Origin of the sequence: Proteus sp. fly-1013, from assembly GCF_040140245.1 — a bacterium.
GTDB classification, from domain to species: domain Bacteria; phylum Pseudomonadota; class Gammaproteobacteria; order Enterobacterales; family Enterobacteriaceae; genus Proteus; species Proteus mirabilis_B.
This window is the reverse complement of record NZ_JBEEWD010000006.1, coordinates 156,940-179,962: the sequence shown is the minus strand read 5'-3', so window position 1 is coordinate 179,962 and position 23,023 is coordinate 156,940. Positions and strand designations below refer to the sequence as shown.

Here is a 23,023-nt window from a genome sequence, read left to right as displayed (position 1 = left end):
GTTAATACAAAGGAGAATTCATAATGACAATTAAACGTATCGACCCTGAAGATCGCTGGTCTGAAGCCGTTATTCATAACGACACTATTTATTACACTGCGGTGCCAGAGAATTTATCAGGCGATATTATTGAACAAACAGCAGATACATTAGCGGCAATTGATGTTTTGTTACAACGTGTAGGTTCTGATAAAACTAAAATTCTTGATGTAACAATCTTTTTAGCTGATAAAGCCGATTTTGAAGGTATGAATAAAGCATGGGATGCATGGGTTGCCAAAGGTAGCGCACCTGTACGTTGTACTGTACAAGCACAATTAATGCACCCTGAATATAAAGTCGAAATCAAAATTATTGCGGCAATGTAAAAATATTTAATAAGCACCTACTTTCTATAGGTGCTTATTTTTTGAATTTATTAGCTAAATCAAGATAGTAATCTGACAAATGCTCATCGCCATAGCTCTCACCAATATGGCTATTTCCCATGAATGTTAAGAAAAACTCAAAAGGCCCATAAAATTTTTGAGAAGTAAAATGGCGCAATATAAAAATAGTCATTTTTCTTAAGAAGTCAGGTAGATGAATAATTTTTACTTTTTTATTTAATGCAACGCCTGCAAGTGCAGCAATTTGATTTAATGACAGAATATCAGGTCCACCCACAGAAATTTCTTTCGTATTACGCCCTATCATTTTAATTACAAACTGGGCTAGATCTTTACCTGAGATAGGATTAATTTTTTGTTCACCCGAACCAAATAAATAGACTTTTCCCGCCGAAGCCATTTGCAAAAAATCTCCCATATCGCTGAAGTAGCCATTAGGTCGAATAACGCAATACGATAAATTAGATTGTTTTAATTTATCGACAAAACGCTCTTTAGCTTCAAAGATTTTTAATTGGCGGTATTTATCTCCATCTATGGCGGAGATATAAATAAACTGTTTAACTTGTGATTTAACAGTTTCTTCAAGAAGGTTTACATTCGCTTGATAGTCAACATCCAGATAGGTTAATCCCTCTTTTTGCCGAGTGATCCCTACTGTAGAAATAACACAATCAATATCTTTAGTAAGATCTTTTATTTGGTCAGGATTTGTTATTGCACCAATAAAAACATCATCAATATTCGTAAACTGTGTCGCTTGCTGGCGATTTCTAACTAAAATACGTACCCAATAACCTTGTGTTTTTAGTTCTTGTACAAGAAATCGTCCTAAATAACCTGTTGCCCCAGCGACTAATATCCGTTTCATATATTCTCCTTGTTTAAACAATAAAAAGAATAGCATAAAAACAAAAAAGCTGAATTCATAAGAACTCAGCTTTTTTAATGTCACTTATTTTGCTGTGATAATTAGATTCTTTTTTATCAATATCTCATTCATTAAGTTAATTAGATTTAGGCAAACTTAATCATTACCATACCTACTAGTAATAATATAATTCCACCCCATCCTTTATAATTGAGTCTTTGATTAAATAAAATCCAACCGGCAGCGATAGTTGCAATAATTCCGAATGCTCCCCAAAGTGCATAAGCTACCGAAAGCTCTATTCCTTTGACTGCCATTGCTAGTGCACTAAAAGCACCTAACACACAAAACAGTGATAATATTCCTAATCCCATTCGGCTAAAACCGTTAGACATTTTTAAGAATATATTCGCGACAATCTCAAGCACTACGGCAAGTATTAAAAACGCACCGTGCCACCATTCAAATTGAGCTAACATAATTAAGCCTCCTTGATATTGGCAGGAATTGACTTATTCGCTCCTTTTACAGCACTGGCAACGTGCTTGGCTTTACCAGCAATACTTTTTACCGATTCTGTTGTTTTCTTAGCAACAGCCGATTTTTTAGTACCTGATTTGATAAGCGTGATCCCTGCAATTAACATTGCTAGACCGCCTAATTTTAATGGTGAGAGTGATTCTCCAAACCACAGAACGCTGAATGTTGTAATAATGACAATTCCAATACCTTCCCACAGTGCATATGCTACACCTAATGCCACTTTTTTAACGGCTATGGCTAAAAAGATATAGGAAGTGGCAATCATTAACCACATCACAATCATACCGGTGTAACCACCGCTCACACTGGCGTACTTCATAGATAAAGTACCGATAACTTCACAAACAATAGCTAATGCTAAAAATATCCAATAAATCATTTTTTCATCTCTCATACACACTCGAAATACGCCAAAACGTTTCTTGCGCAGAAGATAGAGAATATGTAGATAGTCTTTCTGGCGGCAATAGTAGCCGAACGTTAAGGCAACGTCGTTTCCTGATAACTCAGGAATTAAGATGAGAGTTTTCTATAATGCGCCACACCAGTAGTGTTCGCTGGATAAAATAGCAGAAAGGAATAACTTATAGGTAGAACGTTTAACTTTGACGCTTTTGGCGCTAGTCATGATTATTTATTCTTTCATCGCACAGACCATCCGCACGATATACTCCGAACCCTCATATAAGATGGTTAAATGTTACATGATATTTCTATCATGCCAAATTATTTAAAGCAACGTCTTTCAGCAAAATTTTTTTGTTAATTGATTGGTTTTATTTAAGTTTTAGTTTCTAGCTAAAATCAGATTGCATAGTTAATCAGTAGTTTTACGATCCTTCAGCAGTTTTATTCATCTAAATTGCTGTAATTATGCTTAAAGATATTTATTCGATACAAAAACACCCAGCATAGCTGGGTGTTTTCTTTTTAGAATGGATAATCAAAATCAGTTATTCAATTTCATTCCAAGAACGACCATCGCGGGTGATCATGGCAACAGATGCCACAGGTCCCCAAGTGCCTGCTTGATATGGCTTAGGTAACTCATTATCGCATTCCCATGCGTTAATGATTGAATCCACCCATTTCCATGCTTCTTCTACTTCGTCACGACGCACGAATAGCGCTTGTATCCCGCGCATGGCTTCTAACAATAAGCGTTCGTAAGCATCCGCTAAATGCGTTTGATTGAATGTTTCAGAGAAACTCAAGTCCAGCTTGGTTGTTTGTAAACGATGTTTATGATCGAGTCCCGGTGCTTTATTTAGCACTTCGATATCGATGCCTTCATCTGGCTGTAAACGAATAGTCAGCTTATTTTGTGGTAACTCTTGATAAGTCTCACTGAAAATATTCAGCGCAGGCTTTTTAAAATAAACCACAACTTCTGAACATTTGCTTGGTAGACGTTTACCTGTTCTTAGATAGAACGGAACACCTGCCCAACGCCAGTTATCAATATCAGCGCGGATTGCCACAAATGTTTCTGTATTACTGGTTTTATTGGCACCTTCTTCATCAAGATAACCAGGTACTTTTTTACCTTGTACAAAACCACCAGTATATTGTCCACGAACCGTTTTTTCGCGAATATTGGTGTTATCAATACGGCGTAATGAACGTAAGACTTTCACTTTTTCTTGGCGAATACTGTCAGCCGTTAAATCAGCAGGTGGTGACATCGCTATCATAGTCAGGATTTGTAATAGGTGGTTTTGCACCATATCACGCATTTGACCGGCTTGATCAAAGTATCCCCAACGCCCTTCAATACCCACTTCTTCTGCAACCGTAATTTGGACATGGTCAATCGTTTTATTGTCCCAGTTGTTGACAAATAGTGAGTTTGCAAAGCGCAGTGCTAATAAGTTTAAAACGGTTTCTTTACCTAAATAGTGGTCAATACGATAAATTTGTGTCTCTTTAAAGTATTTCGCCACACTATCGTTAATAGAAACCGAAGACGCTAAATCAGTCCCTAATGGTTTTTCCATTACGACACGATTAGGCTCTTTGTTTAATTTTGCATGACCTAATCCCTGACACATCGCACTAAAGGTGCTTGGAGGCATAGCAAAGTAATAGATAGCCGGTAATTTATCTTGTTTTAGATGCTTTGATAACTCAATGAAATGGTCGGTTTCATTAACATCAAGATTACAAAAATCTAAGCGATCACTTAAACGTTGCCAAATTTCAGGGTTAATTTCTTCTTTTAAAAAGGTTTTTAACGCTTCATGAGCGACATTTTTATATGCCTCAACATCCCAATCAGCACGACCGACACCAATAATGCGAGAGTCAGGGTGAATATATCCTGCTTTTTCCAATTGATATAATGATGGAATGAGCTTACGGCGTGCTAGATCCCCTTTCGTACCGAAGATAACCAGATCACAGGCCTGAGCAGTCGATATCGCTGCCATAGAACGTCTCCTCATGATGAGATTTTGTAATTTTGTTACAGAATTTTGTATTAATGTACTCTTTTGGATGTATTCAGTAAATACACTTGCACATTTTAGTCCCTAACTTACCACACATATTGTAATGCTTCATTTTATGCCTAGTGTTTTATCCTTTCTTGTAACTTTACAACAGTTTTGTATCTTGCTTTCAGCTTTGAAAGTTAGACACACGTCATACTTTAACGAAAAAAGCCCTGTTTACCGATGGTTTACACTGCAAGCCTTGTTCTTTGCGTAGTATATTTTCATAAAACCGTTATAGATTTCTCCTTTTATTGAAATTGGCAAAGCCAAGGATCTGTATATTTAATGAATATATTGGAAAGGGTTCAGTCTAATCTGGACATCTTGAGTAAATCAGAAAAAAAAGTCGCAGAGGCTGTTTTAACTGCGCCACAAACCGTTATCCATTCAAGTATTGCCTTAATGGCTAAAACGGCTGATGTCAGTGAACCCACTGTTAATCGATTTTGCCGACGTATGGCAACAAAAGGATTTCCTGATTTCAAATTACAATTAGCACAAAGCATTGCCAACGGTACGCCTTATGTAAATCGTAATATTGATGATTCCGATACCGTCTCTTCTTATACCAATAAAATTTTTGAATCCGCAATGGCGGGACTTGAAAATGTTAAAAATAATATTGATATCGCAGCTATCAATCGTGCAGTTGATATTTTGACGCAAGCTAAAAAAATCTCTTTTTTTGGTTTAGGTGCATCAGCAGCCGTTGCTCACGATGCCATGAATAAGTTTTCTCGTTTTAATATTCCTGTCACTTATTTTGATGATGTTGTTATGCAACGTATGAGTTGCATAAATAGTACTGATGGTGATGTGGTGGTTATTATTTCACATACAGGACGTACTAAGAATTTAGTTGAAATCGCAAAAATCGCGCGTGAAAACGATGCATCCGTCATTGCCATTACCACTCCGGGCTCTCTTTTAGCCTCTGAAGCTACCCTTCCTATATTGCTTGATGTGCCTGAAGATACTGATATCTACATGCCGATGATCTCCCGCCTTGCTCAACTCACTATTATTGATGTTCTCGCAACAGGATTTATTTTACGCCGAGGACCAAAATTCAGAGATAACTTGAAGCGCGTCAAAGAAGCTTTACGTGATTCACGGTTTGATAAGTAACCGTTTTTAATTATTCTGTCAGTATTGTCACACTTCAATTTGTGCCCCTGACTAGATAAGTTTTTGAAAAATGGTAGCATATCTGCGAGCTAACTCTCGCATATAATGAAAACAGTAGTGTATGTTGCAATTAGCTTGAAGCGTTTCACTTAACATATTGGGTAAAGCACAATCTGATTTCTGTTTTATCCAATTGCCAACACCTTTCGTTCAAGGTCAACGGAGTAATACATGTCCAGACGGCTCAGAAGAACAAAAATTGTTACCACCTTAGGCCCAGCAACAGATCGTGATAATAACTTAGAAAAAATTATTATTGCTGGCGCAAATGTTGTTCGATTAAATTTCTCTCATGGTTCTGCGGAAGACCATCTTGCTCGCGCTAATCGTACGCGTGAAATTGCTGCAAGATTAGGTCGCCATGTTGCTATCCTCGGGGATTTACAAGGTCCTAAAATCCGTGTATCTACCTTTAAAGACGGAAAAGTTTTCCTGAATGTCGGTGATAAATTCTTACTTGATGCAGCGCTTGAAAAAGGCGAAGGCAACCAAAATCAAGTGGGTATCGATTATAAGGGCTTACCTGCTGACGTGGTTCCAGGCGATATTTTACTTCTTGATGATGGTCGAGTTCAGTTAAAAGTCCTCAAAGTTGATGGTTTAAAAGTCTTTACTGAAGTGACTGTCGGTGGTCCTTTATCTAACAATAAAGGCATTAATAAGCTCGGTGGAGGCCTCTCTGCCGATGCATTAACAGAAAAAGATAAGCAAGACATTATCACTGCTGCAAAAATCGGTGTTGATTACCTTGCCGTTTCATTCCCAAGAACAGGTGAAGATCTTAACCTTGCTCGCCGTTTAGCCCGTGATGCAGGCTGTGAATGCCAAATCGTTTCTAAAGTAGAACGTGCTGAAGCGGTTGCTAATGATGAAATCATTGATGAAATCATTCTTGCTTCTGATGTGGTGATGGTTGCTCGTGGCGATTTAGGTGTTGAAATTGGTGATCCTGAGCTGGTGGGTGTACAGAAAAAATTAATTCGTCGTGCTCGTCAGCTTAATCGTGTCGTTATCACTGCTACTCAAATGATGGAATCAATGATAACAAATCCAATGCCAACTCGTGCTGAAGTTATGGACGTTGCTAACGCCGTATTAGATGGTACTGATGCTGTTATGCTTTCAGCAGAAACCGCAGCAGGACAATATCCAGCAGAAACGGTCGCTTCAATGGCACAAGTTTGCTTAGGCGCTGAAAAAATGCCAGCTGCCAATGTTTCTAAGCACCGTTTAGATATGGTGTTTGATACAGTAGAAGAAGCCATTGCGATGTCTACAATGTATGCAGCCAACCATATGAAAGGCGTTAATGCGATTATTGCGATGACTGAATCAGGTCGTACTGCACGCATGATGTCTCGCATCAGTACAGGTTTACCGATTTTCTCAATGTCTCGTCATGAGAAAACATTAAATCAGACCGCACTTTATCGTGGTGTAACACCTGTTTATTGCAGTACTCACACTGATGGTATTGCCGCTGCTAATGAAGCAATCGGCCGTTTACGTGATAAAGGTTTCTTAGTTTCTGGTGATTTAGTGTTAGTCACTCAAGGTGACCAAATGGGCACTGTGGGTAGCACCAATACATGCCGTATTCTGACGGTTGAATAACACAGAGTCCAAAATCTTAATAGCAAAACGGGCACTTTATTAAGTGCCCGTTTTTTATTTACTTATTTTTCGGACAAGAACTAGTCCAGAATATTCTCACGAGCGTAAGGCTCTATTTCGCCCTCTTTACGTGTTTTCAGTAATTTTAAGATCCACGTATATTGTTCTGGCGTTGGTGTCACTAGAGCTTCTAACTCTTCATTCATTCTACGTGCAATATACTCATCATCTTTATCTTCAATATCATCCATTGGTTCACGCACAATAATACGAAGTTGATGCGTTTTATGACAATACACTGGAAACAGAGGCACAATAGCCGCTCGGCACACTTTCATTAATCGCCCAATCGCGGGTAATGTCGCTTTATAAGTCCCGAAAAAATCTACAAATTGGCTATGCTCTGCACCATGATCTTGATCTGGCAGATAATAGCCCCAGTAACCTTGTCGTACAGAAGAAATAAATGGCTTAATACCTGCTTCGCGTGAATGTAATCGACCATCAAAATGATGACGTGCTTTATTCCATAAATAATCAGCAACGGGATCTTTTTGATGATGGAACATCGCAGCCATTTTCTGACCTGTTGATGCTAACAGCATTGCAGGGATATCAACTGCCCATCCATGAGGCACCATAAAAATAACATTACGGCCTTGCTCTTTAAAACGCTCAATGATTTCTAGTCCCTGCCAAGATGTGCGCTTTAATATACGCTCAGGGCCTCTTAAGCAAAGCTCTGCTAACATCACAAAGGATTGAGGCGCAGTTTCAAACATACTGTCGAGTACATTTTCACGTTGCGTTTTATTCCATGTTGGAAAACAGTATCTCAAGTTGATATCTGCACGACGTCTTGCGCTTTTCGCTTTACGTCCAACAAAACGACCAATAGAAGCAAGAAATGGATCACGCCATTTTACTGGCATATAAGCCAATGCACTTAATACACCTGCACCTAACCATGTTCCCCAATGACGAGGATGCAAATATGCACGGTGAAAAGTGGGTACATAACCCGCTTTGCTATCTGTATCTTTTTCTTTATTCATCAGATAACTCTCTGAACTGATACCCCAATAAGGCGTAAAAAACATTAAAACAAAAGCGGATGATATCAATCATCCGCTTTTATGTCTTTAAAATCGTGTTTATTGTCAATCGGCTAGCACTAATTGCGGCTTAATCTCTTTTACTTTAGCAAGATATTCTTGTTTATCTTTACCAGTTAAACCATCAGCACGAGGTAATGTTGCTGTTAGTGGATTGACTGCTTGTTGGTTGATCCACAGCTCATAGTGCAAATGAGGCCCCGTAGAACGCCCTGTATTGCCTGATAACGCAATTCTATCTCCACGCTTAACACGTTGCCCCGGTTTTACAAGTAGCTGGCGTAAGTGCATATAACGTGTTGTGTATTGGCTACCATGACGAATAGCGATAAAGTTACCTGCTGCACCACTGTATTTCGCCACAATAACTTCGCCATCCCCTGTTGCTAATACAGGTGTACCCACTGGCATTGCAAAATCGACACCTTTATGAGCAGCTAAACGACCTGTCACAGGGTTAATACGACGAGGGTTAAATTGAGAGGAAACTCTAAACTGCTTCACTGTTGGGAATCGCATAAATCCACGTTCTAATCCACCAGCTTGGCTATCATAAAAACGACCATCTTCAGCAAGGAAAGCATAGTAGTCTTTACCTGCGCTGCGTAAACGCACACCAATAAGTTCACTTTGTTCTGTACGGCCATCGAGCACTTCGCGAGAAAAGAGTGCTGCAAATTGATCGCCACTTTGTAGTTTTTTAAAGTCTACTTGCCATTGCAATGCTTTAGTCACCGCACGGGCTTCTGAATTAGTTAAACCTGCATTCGTTGCACTAACAGAGAAACTTCCACGAATAACACCGGTGGTAACACTGTTTTTCCACTCACCTTTTTGAAACTCTTTTGTCTCTTTAAAGCCCGTTTCTGTACGGGTATAAACACGAGTTTCACGGCGAGAAACACCCCAACTTAACTCTTTTAGTAACCCATTATCATCAAGTTCCCAACTAATTGGTTGCCCGATTTTAAGGTTTCTAAGATCTTTATTTTGATTAGAGATAGTCGCGATATCAGCAGAATCAATACCAAACTGAGTCAATATTGAACTTAATGAATCACCACTAGAGACAATATAAGTATGAGGGACTTGTGCAACTGCGGTGCTTGTATCAGAGCCATCATCAGCATCAACTAAGCCTTCGTCAGTAAGTTGATCACTACTGTCAGTGATAATGTCATCTGTATTTTCATCTTGATTGACAAGAGGCATTTGGATGCTGACAGGAACGTCTCGGCTTTGCTCATTTTGAAGAACCACTGGTCGCCAAATTGCGACGGCCAGTGTTGCTGCAGTTAACGAACCAAGCATGATCTTATGTGGGAGTGGTAAACTTAAATATACCTGTGCAATGGATTTCTTCTGCTGCACGTTCTTAATTCCTTATTGTGTTTCATTCAGGCAGCTCGCATATTGGTTAGCTAGTTGGGTAAGGAATTTTATATAGCTCTCTTGAGTCAGAGCAATCCCACTTCCTAGGGGGTCTAATACACCCATTTTAACCCCAGTGCCTTTCGCCACTGTTTCTATTACTGTCGGCCTAAATTGTGGCTCAGCAAAAATGCAAGTTGCTTTTTGCTCAACCAACTGTGTTCGTATTTGATGTAATTTCTGCGCACCCGGCTGTATTTCAGGGTTGATCGTAAAATGACCTAACGGCTTTAAATTATAATGTTTTTCGAAGTAGCCATAAGCATCATGAAAGACAAAATAACCCTTATTTCTCACAGGCGACAGAATATTAACAAGATTCTTATCAGTTTGCTTGAGTTGTTCGCTGAATTTACCTAGGTTTACGTCCAGAAGTTCTTTTTTATCTGGATAGAGTGTAATTAACCTTTCGTGGATCTGTTTTGCAGACGACAACGCAATCTCTGGTGATAACCAGATGTGCATATTATAATCACCGTGAGAATGATGTTCGTGATTTTCCTCATGTTTATGCACATTGTCATCATCATCTTTCAATAAAAGTGACTTTATTTCGTCAGTTTCCGCTAAAGCCAACTTATGATTGTCAGTAAGTCTGTTTAATGGCTTATCTAAAAACACTTCCATATCAGGCCCCACCCATACCATCAGGTCTGCTGAAGTGATTTTTTTCAAATCAGAGGGTTTTAACGCATAATCGTGTGGAGATGCCCCATCTGGTAATAAAACTTCTGTTGGTGTTACTCCATCAGCGATAGCAGCAGCAATAAATCCTAGTGGTCTAATGGAAACGACGACATCAGCCTGCACTGAAGCACTGAATGAGCTTATCATCGCTGTAGCTAAAAACGATTTCAATAAAAAACGGTGCGCAAATTTGTTGTTTTTATGTAACATAGGAAGAATTCTCGTGAATCATCATTGGAAATGTTATATTATAACGTTTCAATGATTCTGCAAGTGCTAATTTTATGTCTGACTTGATTTGTTTAAAATCGGTTTGTGTTTCTTTTGGTGAAAGAGAAATTTTAAAAGATATCTCTTTTGATCTAAAAGCAGGCCGTATTCTTACTTTACTTGGCCCTAATGGTGCGGGTAAATCTACGGTTATCCGTTTAGTTCTTGGTTTATTAAATCCAACCTCAGGAAAAGTTGAGCGTCAAAATGCACTACGCGTGGGCTATGTGCCACAAAAACTTTATCTCGATCCCACAATGCCACTCACCGTTAAACGGTTTATGACACTAAAACCAGGTGTTCATGATAAAGATATTCTCCCAGCTTTAGAACGAGTTAATGCGGCGAAATTAATCGATCAGCCTATGCAGAAACTTTCTGGTGGTGAGTCTCAACGTGTCTTGTTAGCAAGAGCGTTGCTTAATCAGCCCCAACTTTTAGTTTTAGACGAACCCACTCAAGGTGTTGATGTTAATGGTCAATTAGCACTTTATGATTTGATTAATCAGCTTCGTCACGAATTAGGTTGTGCCATCTTAATGGTTTCTCATGATCTTCATCTTGTGATGGCAAAAACGGACGAAGTCCTCTGCTTAAATGGTCATATTTGCTGTTCAGGCACACCAGACGTGGTTTCTTCTCATCCCGAATTTATTGCCATGTTTGGAAGTCGTGGTGCTGAGCAACTTGGTATTTATCGTCATCATCACCAGCATAGTAAGGAGTGTCGTCATGATTGAGTTGCTGTTACCGGGTTGGATTGCCGGTATGCTCTTAGCCATGGCGGCGGGCCCTTTGGGCTCTTTTGTCGTTTGGCGTCGTATGTCTTATTTCGGTGATACCTTGGCGCACGCTTCACTACTTGGTGTTGCGTTTGGTTTGTTGTTTAATATCGAACCTTTTTACGCTGTTATTGCGGTCACCCTTCTTCTCGCTATTCTATTGGTTTGGTTAGAATTAAAACCCCAACTTTCTGTCGATACGCTTTTAGGGATCATGGCACACAGTGCACTTTCTTTAGGGCTTGTGGTCGTCAGTTTAATGTCGAATGTGCGTGTTGATTTAATGGCTTATCTGTTCGGTGATTTGCTGTCTGTAAACTATCAAGACGTTATCAGTATCTTTGTTGGTGTTGTGATTGTTTTATTTGTCATTATTCGCTCATGGCGTCCTCTGCTTTCCATGACAATCAATCAAGATATGGCGTTTGTTGATGGAGTGAATATTCAACGAGAACGCTTAAAGTTAATGATGATCACCGCGCTAACCATTGGTTTAGCCATGAAATTTGTAGGTGCACTGATCATTACCTCTTTACTGATCATTCCCGCAGCAACCGCTCGTCGTTTCGCTCGTTCTCCAGAACAAATGGCTCTGATTGCAATCGCTGTTGGCATGTTGGCAATTACAGGTGGTTTAACCTTCTCTGCTTTCTATGACACACCTGCGGGCCCTTCTGTTGTTTTAGCCGCGAGTTGTCTATTTATCTTGAGTTTATTTGCACCTACTAAACAGTAATCAAATAATCCAAATTTAATACAAAAATAACCCTTGATGAAATGACTCCATCAAGGGTTATTTTTTATTTATGATAAATGACAGAACGTAAATTTAGTCTTCTACAATACGATTAAAATGGCGATAGGCGTGATTAGTGGCAACTCGACCTCTTGGTGTGCGTTGAATAAAACCTTGCTGAATTAAATAAGGTTCTAATACATCTTCTATAGTTTCACGCTCTTCACCAATAGCTGCTGCAAGGTTATCTAATCCTACTGGGCCACCCATAAATTTATCAATGATGGCAAAAAGAAGTTTACGATCTAAATAGTCAAAACCTGCCGCATCCACATTCAACATATCAAGCGCTTTAGACGCAATTTCTTCATCAATAGCACCATTGCCTTTTACTTGGGCAAAGTCTCTCACACGGCGCAATAGTCGATTAGTAATACGTGGAGTACCTCGTGAACGCATAGCAATTTGGCGAGCACCTTCGTCTGTCATCTCTAATCCCATAAAACTAGCACTGCGAGAGACAATGTGCTGAAGATCGTCAACATTATAAAACTCAAGACGTTGAACAATACCAAAACGGTCACGCAATGGAGACGTTAAAGAGCCTGCTCGTGTGGTTGCACCCACTAAGGTAAATGGAGGTAAATCAATTTTAATTGAGCGAGCCGCCGGTCCTTCACCAATCATGATATCGAGTTGATAATCTTCCATTGCAGGGTAAAGAATTTCTTCAACAACCGGTGAAAGACGATGGATTTCATCAATAAACAGCACGTCATGAGGTTCAAGGTTAGTTAGCATAGCCGCTAAATCACCGGCTTTTTCAAGCACAGGACCTGATGTCGTGCGTAAATTAACACCCATTTCATTAGCAATAATATTTGCTAAGGTGGTTTTACCTAATCCGGGAGGTCCAAAAATAAGCAAATGATCGAGCGCATCATGACGCAATTTAGCCGCCTGAATAAAAATCTCCATTTGTTCTCGAACTTGCGGTTGCCCAACATATTCGGCGAGAGATTTAGGGCGAATAGCCCTATCAATAATTTCTTCTTCAGGTTGTTGAATTTCTGCTGAAATCAGGCGATCTGCTTCAATCACAATGTGTTACTCCTAAATAGCCGCGCGCAACGCTTCTTTAATAAGCGTTTCGCTATCTGTACCCAGTTTTGCCACTTTGCTGATCATTTTTGCAGCTTCTTGTGGTTTATAGCCTAATGCGATTAATGCAGCAGAGGCTTCAGCTTCAATATCAGCCGCTTTTGGCGCTTTAGGTGAAGTGCTTTCTGGTAACTCGATATCACTATTTTCGAATAAATCACCATTAAGACCTTTAAAGCGATCTTTCATTTCAACCACTAAACGCTCAGCGGTTTTCTTACCTACGCCCGGTAATTTCACTAATGAAGTGATAGATTCATTTTCAATAGCAGTCACGAATTGGCGAGCAGACATGCCAGATAAAATGGCTAAAGCAAGTTTAGGCCCCACACCATTGACTTTAATTAATTCACGAAAGAGTGCGCGCTCTTGTTTTTGGTTAAAACCATAAAGTAATTGTGCATCTTCGCGCACGATAAATTGCGTGTAGATAATGGCTTCTTGACCAATATCAGGCAATTCATAAAAACAGGTCATTGGCATATTGATTTCATAACCTACACCATTACCTGCCTCGATCAGCACCACTGGTGGCTGTTTTTCAAGAATAATTCCTCTGATACGACCTATCACCCTAACGCCTCCGCAAAAATAATTACGTCAAGTTTATAACATAAAAAAAGCTGGACGTATATCCAGCTTGTGAAAAACCAAAGACATTTGCCAAGATAATAACTTATCTTAACCGACCTCGCGTTAAAACCAGACGCGGATCACCTACACGTAATAAATTTTGGTTAAAGTGACAATGTGTAATCGCAATTGCTAATGCATCGGCTGCATCCGATTGTGGTGCCGCGGATAATTTTAATATTGAACGCACCATATGTTGCACTTGGCTTTTTTCAGCCGCACCTGTACCCACAACGGTCTGTTTAACTTGGCGAGCTGCATATTCAAAAACAGGTAAATCGTTATTAACTGCCGCAAGTATTGCTACACCACGCGCTTGCCCAAGTTTGAGTGCCGAGTCAGCATTTTTTGCCATAAACACTTGTTCAACGGCAAACACATCTGGCGAAAATTGAGTAATAATTTCGCTAACACCAGCATAAATACGTTTAAGTCGATTAGGAAGGTCGGGAACTTGTGTGCGAATACAACCGCTTCCCAAATAGATGAGTTGTCGCCCTTGCTGTCGAATTACACCGTAGCCTGTAACACGCGAACCGGGGTCTATACCTAGAATAATAGCCATATCAATTCCTGTTGCCGATATGGTCGATGGCGAGAGAAAAGAGCAAAAAAATCTGCTCTGCTCTTCTCTTCGCACTTTTAATAACAGCGTTAAACACCGTTATTTTCGATAATCGCTAGAACGATTACAGGATATCTTCCAGTTGTTTTGCAACTTCATCTGAGATATCACCGTTGTGATACACTTCTTGCACGTCATCACTGTCTTCTAGCATATCGATAAGACGCATTAATTTTGGTGCAGTTTCAATATCTAATTCTGCTTTAGTCGATGGGATCATCGAAACTTCTGCTGATTCAGCCACAAAACCTGCTGCATCCATCGCATCTTTTACTTCACCAAAAGATTCTGGTGTGGTGTAAACATCAATAGCGCCATCATCAAAAGTTTCAACGTCATCCGCACCCGCTTCTAACGCAGCTTCCATAACAGCATCTTCATCAACACCCGGTGCGTATGAAATGACACCTTTTTTGGTAAACAGGTAAGATACAGAACCATCAGTTCCTAAGTTACCACCTGTTTTGGTAAATGCATGGCGAACATCGGAAACAGTACGGTTACGATTATCACTTAAGCATTCAACCATCACAGCAGTACCTGCTGGGCCATAGCCTTCATAAATGATGGTTTCCATATTATCGTTTTCATCATTACCCACACCGCGTGCAATTGCACGGTTCAAGGTATCACGAGTCATGTTGTTCGATAATGCTTTATCAACTGCCGCACGTAAACGCGGGTTAGTTGCAGGATCACCACCACCTAAACGTGCTGCTGTAACTAATTCACGGATGATTTTAGTGAAAATTTTACCGCGTTTCGCATCTTGCGCTGCTTTACGGTGTTTTGTATTGGCCCATTTACTATGACCTGCCATGAAATATCTCCAAACGTGGTCTAATCATTAAATAACAAATTCTTCAATCGCTTGCTGATTACTGGCGGATTTTGTTAATTTTGCCGCCAGTGGCGCGTCTAGCCATTGGTATTGTGAATGCTCAGTTAGCACAATATCCCGCTCTGCGGGCAGTGCTAATGTAAACCAATGTTCCTGACAATGTGTAACATCTGGTGCATAACGATGCCGAAAATGTGCAAAAATCTCAAAAATAATTGAGCGTTGGCAATCCACCAGCTCAAGATTTTCTTTTATGATATCAATTCCAACTTCTTCTTGCACTTCGCGTAATGCCGTTTGAAAAGGCGTTTCTTCCTCTTCTAAGCTCCCTGTCACAGATTGCCAGAAATCAGGATCATCTCGACGCTTTAGCATAAGCACCCGTTTGGTCTCTTTTGCATAAATAACAACTAAAACGGATATCGGGCGCTTATATTTCATCATTTACTCTTTATCTTCGCTAACTTCTTTTTGAGTCACTGCAATCGCTAACTCTTTTAAAGAATCTTCATTAGCAAAGCTTGGTGCATTAGTCATTAAACACGCAGCGGCTGTTGTTTTAGGGAAAGCAATAACATCACGAATGTTATCAGTCCCCGTTAACAGCATGACTAAACGGTCTAAACCAAATGCTAAACCTGCATGTGGTGGAGTACCAAATTTGAGCGCATCTAATAAGAAACCAAATTTCTCTTGTTGCTCATTCGGTGCAATACCTAAAATGCTAAATACCGCTTGTTGCATTTCATTACGGTGAATACGCACTGAACCGCCACCCACTTCATAACCATTGATAACCATATCATACGCATTTGCCACAGCACCTACTGGGTGTGCAGTCAGTTCAGCTGGTGATAAGTCTTTTGGAGAAGTAAATGGATGGTGCATCGCACTTAAGCTACCGGTTTCTTCATCTTCTTCAAACATTGGGAAATCGATAACCCACAATGGTTTCCATGCATTTAAATCGGTCAGTTCAAGATCACGACCCACTTTCAGACGCAGAGCGCCCATCGCATCACTCATTGTGCCTTTACGACCTGCACCAAAGAAAATCAAATCGCCGTCTGTTGCGCCTGTTGTTTCTAAAATTGAGTTAACAACATCGTTAGTCAGGAATTTAGCGATTGGGCTTTGTACACCTTCAATACCTTTCGCGCTTTCGTTGACTTTCATCCACGCAAGACCTTTAGCACCGTAAATACCAACAAATTGTGTATATTCGTCGATATTTTTACGGGTTAATGATGCACCACCCGGTACACACAATGCGATAACACGGCATCTTTCATCATTTGCCGCTTGTGCAAATACACTGAACTCAACATCTTTGACTAAATCAGCGATGTCTTTAAGTTCCATTGGGTTACGTAAATCTGGTTTGTCTGAACCATAACGACGCATTGCTTCAGCAAAAGTCATTACTGGGAACGCACCTAAATCGACACTCAGAACATCTAACCATAATGCATGGATCATACGCTCCATCACTTCGCGCACTTGGTCTGCACTCATGAAAGAGGTTTCAACATCGATTTGTGTAAATTCAGGCTGACGGTCAGCACGTAAGTCTTCATCACGGAAGCATTTTACGATTTGATAGTAACGATCAAAGCCAGACATCATCAGTAGCTGTTTAAAAAGCTGTGGTGATTGTGGTAATGCGTAGAATTTACCTTTATGTACACGGCTTGGAACTAAATAGTCACGCGCGCCTTCTGGTGTCGCTTTTGTCAGCATTGGGGTTTCAACATCAAGGAAACCTTCACCATCCATAAAACGGCGAACAAAGCTTGTGATTTTAGCACGGGTTTTTAAGCGATCTGACATTTCAGGGCGACGTAGGTCTAAATAACGATAAGTTAAACGACGCTCTTCAGTATTTGTTTGATTGCTATCTAACGGTAATGGCTCTGAACGGTTAAAAATAGACAGAGATTCTGCCGCTAACTCAATTTCACCTGTTGCCATATTTTTATTAACTTGGCTATCAGGACGAGCGCGTACTGTTCCTGTGACTTGAATACAAAATTCATTACGCAGTTCTGAAGCCTGAGAAAATGCCTCTTTCTGCTCTGGGTCAAAGAAGACTTGAACAATACCTTCGCGATCTCGCATATCAATAAAGATAAGTCCACCTAAGTCACGGCGACGGTTAACCCAACCACAAAGAGTCACTTTTTGGCCCACATGGGCGCTATTCAACTGCCCACAATAATTAGTACGCATACAATATCCTTTTACTCAGCTTGTTGTGCTTTCTGCTGCGGAAATTTTGGCAATAGTCTTTTTCGAGTAGTGTCAAAAAAAAGGCAGACATTATAACGAAAATTCTTCCCGGAGATAAGAGTATAGACCTAGTTTATATGATACATCTTTTCAAGGATTTGCTAATCCCCAAACAATTAATTAATAATAATTATTTATAGCGACAGAAGTCGCTTTGAGGTTTATCATTAAATTCGCCGTTTTTTGGCTTTGGCAATGGAGAAAAGATGGTTAGCTCGCTTTATATCGTACTGGGCGCACTATTATTGATTAAATTGTCCCTCAATGTCGTAAAACTCAGGACACAATATCGGGTTGCTTATGGTGATGGTGGCTTTTATGAATTACAAACAGCCATCCGTGTTCACGGCAATGCGGTAGAATATATTCCAATTTCCATGATCTTATTGCTGGTCATGGAAATGAATGGTGCTTTTGTTTGGATGGTACACATCTGTGGCTCAATTTTAATCGCAGGTCGTTTTTTACACTCTTATGGATTAAAACACCGTGAACTTCGCTGGCGTCGTTCAGGCATGGCAGCCACTTACTTATCAATGGTATTGATGATCATTGCTAATATTTATTTCCTTCCTTGGATACAAATCTTTTCCTTTTATTACTAAGTCCTCGCGGGAATAACATGATCATCCATGATCAAAACCGACATCCTTGCTGTTGTGTCTAATAACGGCAAGGTATCAAAAAGGTTTATTTATTTTTTCCAATTTCTTTCTAAATAATGCAACTTTGTGAGCACCGTCGCTTCTGGTAGAATGCTGGCTTCTTTTATTCCTTAAACCTATTTTAGTTATGTCGAATTCAAAATCATCACAACAAGACAGCTTATTTGCGACACCTATCGCTAACCTTGGTGACTGGCGCTTTGATGAAAAAGTCGCTGAAGTGTTTCCTGATATGATAAAACGCTCAGTACCGGGTTACTCTAATATCATCTCCATGATTGGTATGCTTGCAGGTCGCTTTGTTACACCCAATAGCCAAGTCTACGATTTAGGCTGTTCTTTAGGTGCAGCAACCCTTTCCATGCGTCGTAATATTGATGCCACTGGTTGCAAAATTATTGGTGTTGATAATTCACCGGCAATGGTAGAACGCTGTCAGCGTCATATTGATGCCTATAAAGCAGATACACCCGTTGATATTATTGAAGGTGATATTCTTGATATCGAGATCAACAACGCCTCAATGGTCGTACTTAACTTCACCTTGCAATTCTTAGCACCAAACGATCGCCAAATATTATTAAACCGAATTTACCAAGGTCTTAATCCCGGCGGTGTGTTAGTACTTTCTGAAAAATTCAGTTTTGAAGATAAAGAAATTGATGAGTTACTGTTTAATATGCACCATGATTTCAAACGCGCTAATGGTTACAGTGAATTAGAAATTAGCCAAAAACGTAGCATGTTAGAAAATGTTATGCTGACCGATTCTGTTGAAACGCATAAAACTCGCTTACATAATGCAGGTTTCCCACATGCGGAAGTTTGGTTCCAATGTTTTAATTTCGGCTCTCTTTTAGCGATTAAAGGCAATAATTAATGATTAATTTTGGCTCGTTTTATCAACTTATTGCGCAAGATGAGCGCTTATTTCATTGGTTAGATACATTACCTGCTCAATTATCAGAATGGCGCTCAAATGCGTTACACGGTCACTTTTCCTCATGGGAAAGAATGCTTGATGGCTTGCCAGAGATTGCCCCTACTGAGATTGACTTAAAAAATGGTGTGATTGCTCAGCATACTCCAGCATTAAGTGCAGGCGAGCAACTGGGATTAAGCAACGTTTTAAAAAATTTAATGCCGTGGCGTAAAGGTCCATTTTCACTTTATGGCGTCGATATCGACACAGAATGGCGCTCTGATTGGAAGTGGGATCGTGTTTTACCGCATCTTTCACCACTTGAAGGCCGTTTAGTATTAGATGTTGGTTGTGGCAGTGGTTATCACATGTGGCGAATGTTAGGTGAAGGCGCAGAATTTGTTGTCGGGATCGACCCTACTCAACTTTTCTTATGTCAATTTGAAGCAGTCAGAAAATTATTAGGTAATGACCAACGCGCACATTTAATTCCTGTTGGTATTGAGCAAATGCCAGAATTAAATGCCTTCGATACCGTATTTTCTATGGGTGTACTTTATCATCGCCGCTCACCTCTTGATCATTTATGGCAATTAAAGAACCAATTAGTGTCTGGTGGCGAATTAGTATTAGAAAGCCTCGTTGTTGATGGTGATGAATTCCAATGTCTGATCCCGGGTGAACGTTATGCGCAAATGCGTAATGTGTACTTTATTCCATCTGCAAAAATGCTGAAAGTTTGGCTAGAGAAATGTGGCTTTAAAGATGTGCGCATTGTCGATGAAAACACAACCTCTCTTGATGAACAACGTAAAACGGATTGGATGGTAACGGATTCATTAGAGGCATTCTTAGATGCTGATGATAAAACAAAAACAGTTGAAGGTTATCCGGCACCTAAACGTGCGATATTAATTGCAACTAAGCCTTAAGTTTTATTTATTTTAAGTGTGTTACAGATAATCATTACAAAAAGGGTATCTTATCAAGATATCCTTTTTTCCATATCAATCTAAATATTTAAAATCACTTATTCTAACTTAAACCATATTTACATCGATAAAATTGACTCTATAAAAGTTCATCATGGCGAAATATAAAGAAAATAAACAAGCTAAACAAAAAAGGATCGCACAACAAAAACAGCAATCTCTGGTTCTTAACGAGCGCCGAAAAGAGAATGAAAAACGAGAACTCTTTTTTTCTAATCAAAATTTTTTAGAAAGTGAGTCATCTATTGTACTTACGCCATTGCAGCGTAAAATCAGTGCGTTATTCTCTTGGTTTGATTATTTTACTCAATTCTTTTATATCGCTTTTATTATTACCGCATGGTGTTATCCCGCGTTGTTTAGCGTTCAAACCATTTATAATTTAACCGTTATTTTTATCTTTGAGTTTGTTCTTGTTCATTCAGGCCTATTTATGGCTGTGCTAGCACGAACTAAACTTATTTTTGTTCTTATCCCTGCTTATAGCGCATTCGCCTTTATGATTAATAGTTTTGTTATGGGCGATGAAAACATTGTACTTTGGCTCTACGCGGTTATCATCGCTAATCGCCTTATTGGTAGCTATCAAGCAAAGAGTAGAGAAGCTTGGAATAAAAACATTCTTAATTCCGCATATATGACGCTCAATTTTCTATTTTGCATATTCTTAATTGCAATAATTCGCTTTATTGTTCCTTATGGTGGATTAACACCTGAATATTTAGACAAAGTAAATTATTTAAATTTAATCACCTCTCATAGTGAATATTTTAATGCACCTCATGTTGGCATGGCGTTAGGAACACTTTTATATACCATTCCTTTTATTTTTTTGACAATGACAATGTTTTCACCTCTTTATAGAAAAATTAAATTTAAATATAGTTATAACAGAGAAAAAGCAACTCGCGGATCACGACGTTAATCTCCTATTGATCTGGGCATGTTTATCGCTATAATGAGCGCGTTACATTCCCTATCCTATTTTATTTTTTAAGAGGCACTTCCCTACGATGAATTAAATTCTGCCAGAAAATTTTTTCAAATACCTTTTGGGTATTTATTTTCTGTTACTGGCAGACAATAATTTATTTCGTCGCATCTAAAATAGATCACGGCTGTCTGCCACCTATTTCGTTTAGGAGGTATTACTATGACAATAGCCTGTCACTTCTCACAACTTACTATCGAATTTAATCAGCAAGTTCTTTTTCCACCATTAACTCGCTCATTGGCTTGTCAGCAAAATGCATTAATCGGTCATAATGGTAAAGGAAAATCTGTACTATTAAGATTATTAGCACAAAAAATATTACCGACATCAGGCAAAGTTAATTGGAATATGCCTTTTGTTCACGTTGATCAATTAACCCGATTACAAGGCGATACACTTGCTCAAGCGTTAGATATTCAAGAAATTTATCAGGCATTTCAACGCGTTGATGCAGGTATTGCTACATTAGAAGATATTGAGTTACTCGATGGCAAATGGCAACTTCCAGTTACGTGGCAGAATTTATTAGATTCAGCACAACTCCCTGTCGCATTAGATACCCCTATCGCACATCTAAGTGGTGGAGAACAGACACGTTTAGCACTTTGCCGCGCTTTTTTATGCGAGCAGAGTTTTCTGCTCTTAGATGAGCCAGATAACCATCTTGATTATCAAGGACAACAATGGTTAATAAAACAGTTAGCTCAGCACAAAGCAGGATCTCTTATTGTTAGTCATAATCGAAACTTGCTCTCATATGCGGATACGATTCTTGAATTAAGCGAGAAAGGTTTATCTGAATATGGAGGAAATTATACTTTATATGAGACACAAAAAAGTGCAGAAATAGCCTCGTTGGAAGCCGCAAGTGATCGACTAAACAGCCAAATTAAAAATGAGAAACGCCAGCAACAAGCGACATTACAAAAAGCAGCACAACGAAAACGACAAGGCGAATCAATTAGGAAAAGTGGCTCTCAATGCTTACTTTTATTGGATATGCAGACAAATCGGGCTGAACAAAGACAATCTGCAGTTGCAAAGCGTCATCAGCGCGTAATCGATGATATGCAATCTCAAAAACAAGGTGTCGATGAGGAAAAATCACATGTTCATCAACAAAAAATGGTGTTGAATTATCAAAGTGATGGTCACCGTTTAAATGTATTTGTTGATAATCTTCAACTTCCATATGGTTATCAGCGCCCGATTTCATTTTCAGCTTACGGTAATGAACATTGGCATATTAAAGGTAAAAACGGATGTGGGAAATCAACATTATTAAAATGTTTGATCGAACAAATTGCACCTCTTTCTGGTGAATTTCGTCTAAACAAAGACTATTGCTATCTCGATCAACACCTTGCTTTACTTGATAAAACATTACCTGTTGCACAAGCACTACACCAATATCAGCCTGCTATTTCTATTGAGCAATGGCGAACACGCCTTGGGATGTTGAGAATTAGAGGTGATAAATCTTTACTACCGCTTGAAAAACTAAGTGGTGGCGAGCAATTAAAAGCAACGTTATTGGCCTTAACTCATAGCCCAAAACCACCTGCGGTATTATTACTCGATGAGCCAGATAATCACCTTGATATCGAGTCCAAACAACTATTGGAAAATTTACTCGTTGAATATCAGGGGACATTATTACTAGTTTCGCATGATGAAGCTTTTGTGGAACGCTGTGGTATTACACATACGTTATTATTAGGCGAGATTATATAAAAAACTGCGCCATAAAGGCGCAGTTCTAAAATCGTTAATTTATGCT

General features: G+C 39.3%; 23 protein-coding genes. 10 read left to right on the top strand and 13 right to left on the bottom strand.

Annotation, left to right across the window (positions count from 1 at the left end):
- Window positions 1-23 precede the first annotated feature (23 nt).
- Window positions 24-368, top strand: a complete 345-nt coding sequence (locus ABN236_RS13075; protein WP_088495465.1) for a RidA family protein — start codon at window positions 24-26, stop codon at window positions 366-368.
- A gap of 34 nt (window positions 369-402) precedes the next feature.
- On the opposite strand, the gene ABN236_RS13070 is transcribed toward ABN236_RS13075, so the two are convergent.
- The 4 genes from ABN236_RS13070 to zwf all read right to left on the bottom strand — a co-directional run bounded on the left by ABN236_RS13070 (window position 403) and on the right by zwf (window position 4,232).
- Window positions 403-1,260, bottom strand: a complete 858-nt coding sequence (locus tag ABN236_RS13070) for an SDR family oxidoreductase (RefSeq protein WP_349474167.1) — start codon at window positions 1,258-1,260, stop codon at window positions 403-405.
- 146 nt (window positions 1,261-1,406) lie between these two features.
- The gene (mdtI, locus tag ABN236_RS13065) at window positions 1,407-1,739 is read right to left on the bottom strand and encodes a multidrug/spermidine efflux SMR transporter subunit MdtI (protein ID WP_023582084.1); all 333 of its coding nucleotides are present in this window, start codon (window positions 1,737-1,739) and stop codon (window positions 1,407-1,409) included.
- Between the two features lie 2 nt (window positions 1,740-1,741).
- The gene (gene mdtJ / locus ABN236_RS13060) at window positions 1,742-2,182 is read right to left on the bottom strand and encodes a multidrug/spermidine efflux SMR transporter subunit MdtJ (protein ID WP_349474240.1); all 441 of its coding nucleotides are present in this window, start codon (window positions 2,180-2,182) and stop codon (window positions 1,742-1,744) included.
- Between the two features lie 574 nt (window positions 2,183-2,756).
- A complete protein-coding gene (gene zwf, locus ABN236_RS13055; RefSeq protein WP_088495462.1) occupies window positions 2,757-4,232 on the bottom strand; it encodes a glucose-6-phosphate dehydrogenase in 1,476 nt (491 codons plus the stop codon).
- Between the two features lie 351 nt (window positions 4,233-4,583).
- Between zwf and ABN236_RS13050 the strand changes: the two genes are divergently transcribed.
- Together ABN236_RS13050 and pyk are read left to right on the top strand one after the other, a co-directional pair.
- A complete protein-coding gene (locus ABN236_RS13050) occupies window positions 4,584-5,426 on the top strand; it encodes a MurR/RpiR family transcriptional regulator (protein WP_088495461.1) in 843 nt (280 codons plus the stop codon).
- 231 nt (window positions 5,427-5,657) lie between these two features.
- Entirely contained in the window at window positions 5,658-7,100 is a 1,443-nt protein-coding gene (gene pyk, locus ABN236_RS13045; protein WP_088495460.1) for a pyruvate kinase, read from the top strand.
- Window positions 7,101-7,180: 80 nt separating this feature from the next.
- Here the strand turns inward: pyk and lpxM are convergent, their stop codons facing one another.
- From lpxM to znuA, 3 genes are all read right to left on the bottom strand, one after another.
- Window positions 7,181-8,155, bottom strand: coding sequence for a lauroyl-Kdo(2)-lipid IV(A) myristoyltransferase (lpxM, locus tag ABN236_RS13040; protein WP_349474166.1), 975 nt, complete (start codon window positions 8,153-8,155; stop codon window positions 7,181-7,183).
- Window positions 8,156-8,260: 105 nt separating this feature from the next.
- Window positions 8,261-9,586 (bottom strand): murein DD-endopeptidase MepM, encoded by a 1,326-nt coding sequence (gene mepM / locus ABN236_RS13035; RefSeq protein ID WP_088495459.1) that lies wholly within the window; start codon window positions 9,584-9,586, stop codon window positions 8,261-8,263.
- A 12-nt stretch (window positions 9,587-9,598) separates the two neighbouring features.
- Complete coding sequence (gene znuA, locus ABN236_RS13030; protein ID WP_088495458.1) at window positions 9,599-10,543, bottom strand: zinc ABC transporter substrate-binding protein ZnuA; 945 nt, start codon at window positions 10,541-10,543, stop codon at window positions 9,599-9,601.
- Between the two features lie 74 nt (window positions 10,544-10,617).
- Between znuA and znuC the strand changes: the two genes are divergently transcribed.
- Together znuC and znuB are read left to right on the top strand one after the other, a co-directional pair.
- Window positions 10,618-11,343 carry a zinc ABC transporter ATP-binding protein ZnuC gene (gene znuC / locus ABN236_RS13025; RefSeq protein ID WP_088495457.1) on the top strand — a complete coding sequence of 242 codons (726 nt, stop codon included), beginning with the start codon at window positions 10,618-10,620 and terminating at the stop codon, window positions 11,341-11,343.
- Window positions 11,336-12,121, top strand: coding sequence for a zinc ABC transporter permease subunit ZnuB (gene znuB, locus ABN236_RS13020; protein WP_088495456.1), 786 nt, complete (start codon window positions 11,336-11,338; stop codon window positions 12,119-12,121). The genes znuC and znuB overlap by 8 nt, the downstream gene beginning before the upstream one ends.
- 93 nt (window positions 12,122-12,214) lie before the next feature.
- Here the strand turns inward: znuB and ruvB are convergent, their stop codons facing one another.
- From ruvB to aspS, 6 genes are all read right to left on the bottom strand, one after another.
- Window positions 12,215-13,222 carry a Holliday junction branch migration DNA helicase RuvB gene (ruvB, locus tag ABN236_RS13015; protein ID WP_102949499.1) on the bottom strand — a complete coding sequence of 336 codons (1,008 nt, stop codon included), beginning with the start codon at window positions 13,220-13,222 and terminating at the stop codon, window positions 12,215-12,217.
- Between the two features lie 12 nt (window positions 13,223-13,234).
- Window positions 13,235-13,855 (bottom strand): Holliday junction branch migration protein RuvA, encoded by a 621-nt coding sequence (gene ruvA / locus ABN236_RS13010; RefSeq protein ID WP_075671063.1) that lies wholly within the window; start codon window positions 13,853-13,855, stop codon window positions 13,235-13,237.
- A gap of 103 nt (window positions 13,856-13,958) precedes the next feature.
- Entirely contained in the window at window positions 13,959-14,480 is a 522-nt protein-coding gene (ruvC, locus tag ABN236_RS13005; protein ID WP_006536599.1) for a crossover junction endodeoxyribonuclease RuvC, read from the bottom strand.
- Between the two features lie 124 nt (window positions 14,481-14,604).
- A complete protein-coding gene (locus tag ABN236_RS13000) occupies window positions 14,605-15,360 on the bottom strand; it encodes a YebC/PmpR family DNA-binding transcriptional regulator (RefSeq protein WP_023582074.1) in 756 nt (251 codons plus the stop codon).
- A gap of 27 nt (window positions 15,361-15,387) precedes the next feature.
- A complete protein-coding gene (nudB, locus tag ABN236_RS12995; protein ID WP_349474165.1) occupies window positions 15,388-15,822 on the bottom strand; it encodes a dihydroneopterin triphosphate diphosphatase in 435 nt (144 codons plus the stop codon).
- A 3-nt stretch (window positions 15,823-15,825) separates the two neighbouring features.
- Entirely contained in the window at window positions 15,826-17,610 is a 1,785-nt protein-coding gene (gene aspS, locus ABN236_RS12990) for an aspartate--tRNA ligase (protein WP_349474164.1), read from the bottom strand.
- A 266-nt stretch (window positions 17,611-17,876) separates the two neighbouring features.
- On the opposite strand from aspS, the gene ABN236_RS12985 reads away from it, so the two are divergent.
- From ABN236_RS12985 to ABN236_RS12965, 5 genes are all read left to right on the top strand, one after another.
- On the top strand, window positions 17,877-18,275 hold the full coding sequence (locus ABN236_RS12985) for an MAPEG family protein (protein WP_023582071.1): 399 nt from the start codon (window positions 17,877-17,879) through the stop codon (window positions 18,273-18,275).
- Window positions 18,276-18,462: 187 nt separating this feature from the next.
- Window positions 18,463-19,215, top strand: coding sequence for a carboxy-S-adenosyl-L-methionine synthase CmoA (gene cmoA / locus ABN236_RS12980; RefSeq protein ID WP_349474163.1), 753 nt, complete (start codon window positions 18,463-18,465; stop codon window positions 19,213-19,215).
- Window positions 19,215-20,189: a tRNA 5-methoxyuridine(34)/uridine 5-oxyacetic acid(34) synthase CmoB gene (gene cmoB, locus ABN236_RS12975; protein ID WP_194950580.1), complete on the top strand. Its 975-nt coding sequence runs from the start codon at window positions 19,215-19,217 to the stop codon at window positions 20,187-20,189. The genes cmoA and cmoB overlap by 1 nt, the downstream gene beginning before the upstream one ends.
- Before the next feature lie 154 nt (window positions 20,190-20,343).
- A complete protein-coding gene (locus ABN236_RS12970) occupies window positions 20,344-21,174 on the top strand; it encodes a hypothetical protein (RefSeq protein WP_349474162.1) in 831 nt (276 codons plus the stop codon).
- Window positions 21,175-21,402: 228 nt separating this feature from the next.
- On the top strand, window positions 21,403-22,977 hold the full coding sequence (locus ABN236_RS12965; RefSeq protein WP_349474161.1) for an ATP-binding cassette domain-containing protein: 1,575 nt from the start codon (window positions 21,403-21,405) through the stop codon (window positions 22,975-22,977).
- Window positions 22,978-23,023: the final 46 nt, after the last annotated feature.

Bases quoted from the DNA above. Each gene is read 5' to 3' on its own strand.
- mdtI (WP_023582084.1), bottom strand. From the start codon at position 1,739: ATGTTAGCTCAATTTGAATGGTGGCACGGTGCGTTTTTAATACTTGCC.
- znuC (WP_088495457.1), top strand. From the start codon at position 10,618: ATGTCTGACTTGATTTGTTTAAAATCGGTTTGTGTTTCTTTTGGTGAA.
- zwf (WP_088495462.1), bottom strand. From the start codon at position 4,232: ATGGCAGCGATATCGACTGCTCAGGCCTGTGATCTGGTTATCTTCGGT.
- ABN236_RS13070 (WP_349474167.1), bottom strand. From the start codon at position 1,260: ATGAAACGGATATTAGTCGCTGGGGCAACAGGTTATTTAGGACGATTT.
- znuB (WP_088495456.1), top strand. From the start codon at position 11,336: ATGATTGAGTTGCTGTTACCGGGTTGGATTGCCGGTATGCTCTTAGCC.
- mdtJ (WP_349474240.1), bottom strand. From the start codon at position 2,182: ATGATTTATTGGATATTTTTAGCATTAGCTATTGTTTGTGAAGTTATC.
- ABN236_RS12985 (WP_023582071.1), top strand. From the start codon at position 17,877: ATGGTTAGCTCGCTTTATATCGTACTGGGCGCACTATTATTGATTAAA.
- pyk (WP_088495460.1), top strand. From the start codon at position 5,658: ATGTCCAGACGGCTCAGAAGAACAAAAATTGTTACCACCTTAGGCCCA.
- ABN236_RS13000 (WP_023582074.1), bottom strand. From the start codon at position 15,360: ATGGCAGGTCATAGTAAATGGGCCAATACAAAACACCGTAAAGCAGCG.
- nudB (WP_349474165.1), bottom strand. From the start codon at position 15,822: ATGAAATATAAGCGCCCGATATCCGTTTTAGTTGTTATTTATGCAAAA.
- cmoA (WP_349474163.1), top strand. From the start codon at position 18,463: ATGTCGAATTCAAAATCATCACAACAAGACAGCTTATTTGCGACACCT.
- ABN236_RS13050 (WP_088495461.1), top strand. From the start codon at position 4,584: ATGAATATATTGGAAAGGGTTCAGTCTAATCTGGACATCTTGAGTAAA.
- ABN236_RS12970 (WP_349474162.1), top strand. From the start codon at position 20,344: ATGGCGAAATATAAAGAAAATAAACAAGCTAAACAAAAAAGGATCGCA.
- ruvC (WP_006536599.1), bottom strand. From the start codon at position 14,480: ATGGCTATTATTCTAGGTATAGACCCCGGTTCGCGTGTTACAGGCTAC.
- znuA (WP_088495458.1), bottom strand. From the start codon at position 10,543: ATGTTACATAAAAACAACAAATTTGCGCACCGTTTTTTATTGAAATCG.
- lpxM (WP_349474166.1), bottom strand. From the start codon at position 8,155: ATGAATAAAGAAAAAGATACAGATAGCAAAGCGGGTTATGTACCCACT.
- cmoB (WP_194950580.1), top strand. From the start codon at position 19,215: ATGATTAATTTTGGCTCGTTTTATCAACTTATTGCGCAAGATGAGCGC.
- ABN236_RS13075 (WP_088495465.1), top strand. From the start codon at position 24: ATGACAATTAAACGTATCGACCCTGAAGATCGCTGGTCTGAAGCCGTT.
- ABN236_RS12965 (WP_349474161.1), top strand. From the start codon at position 21,403: ATGACAATAGCCTGTCACTTCTCACAACTTACTATCGAATTTAATCAG.
- aspS (WP_349474164.1), bottom strand. From the start codon at position 17,610: ATGCGTACTAATTATTGTGGGCAGTTGAATAGCGCCCATGTGGGCCAA.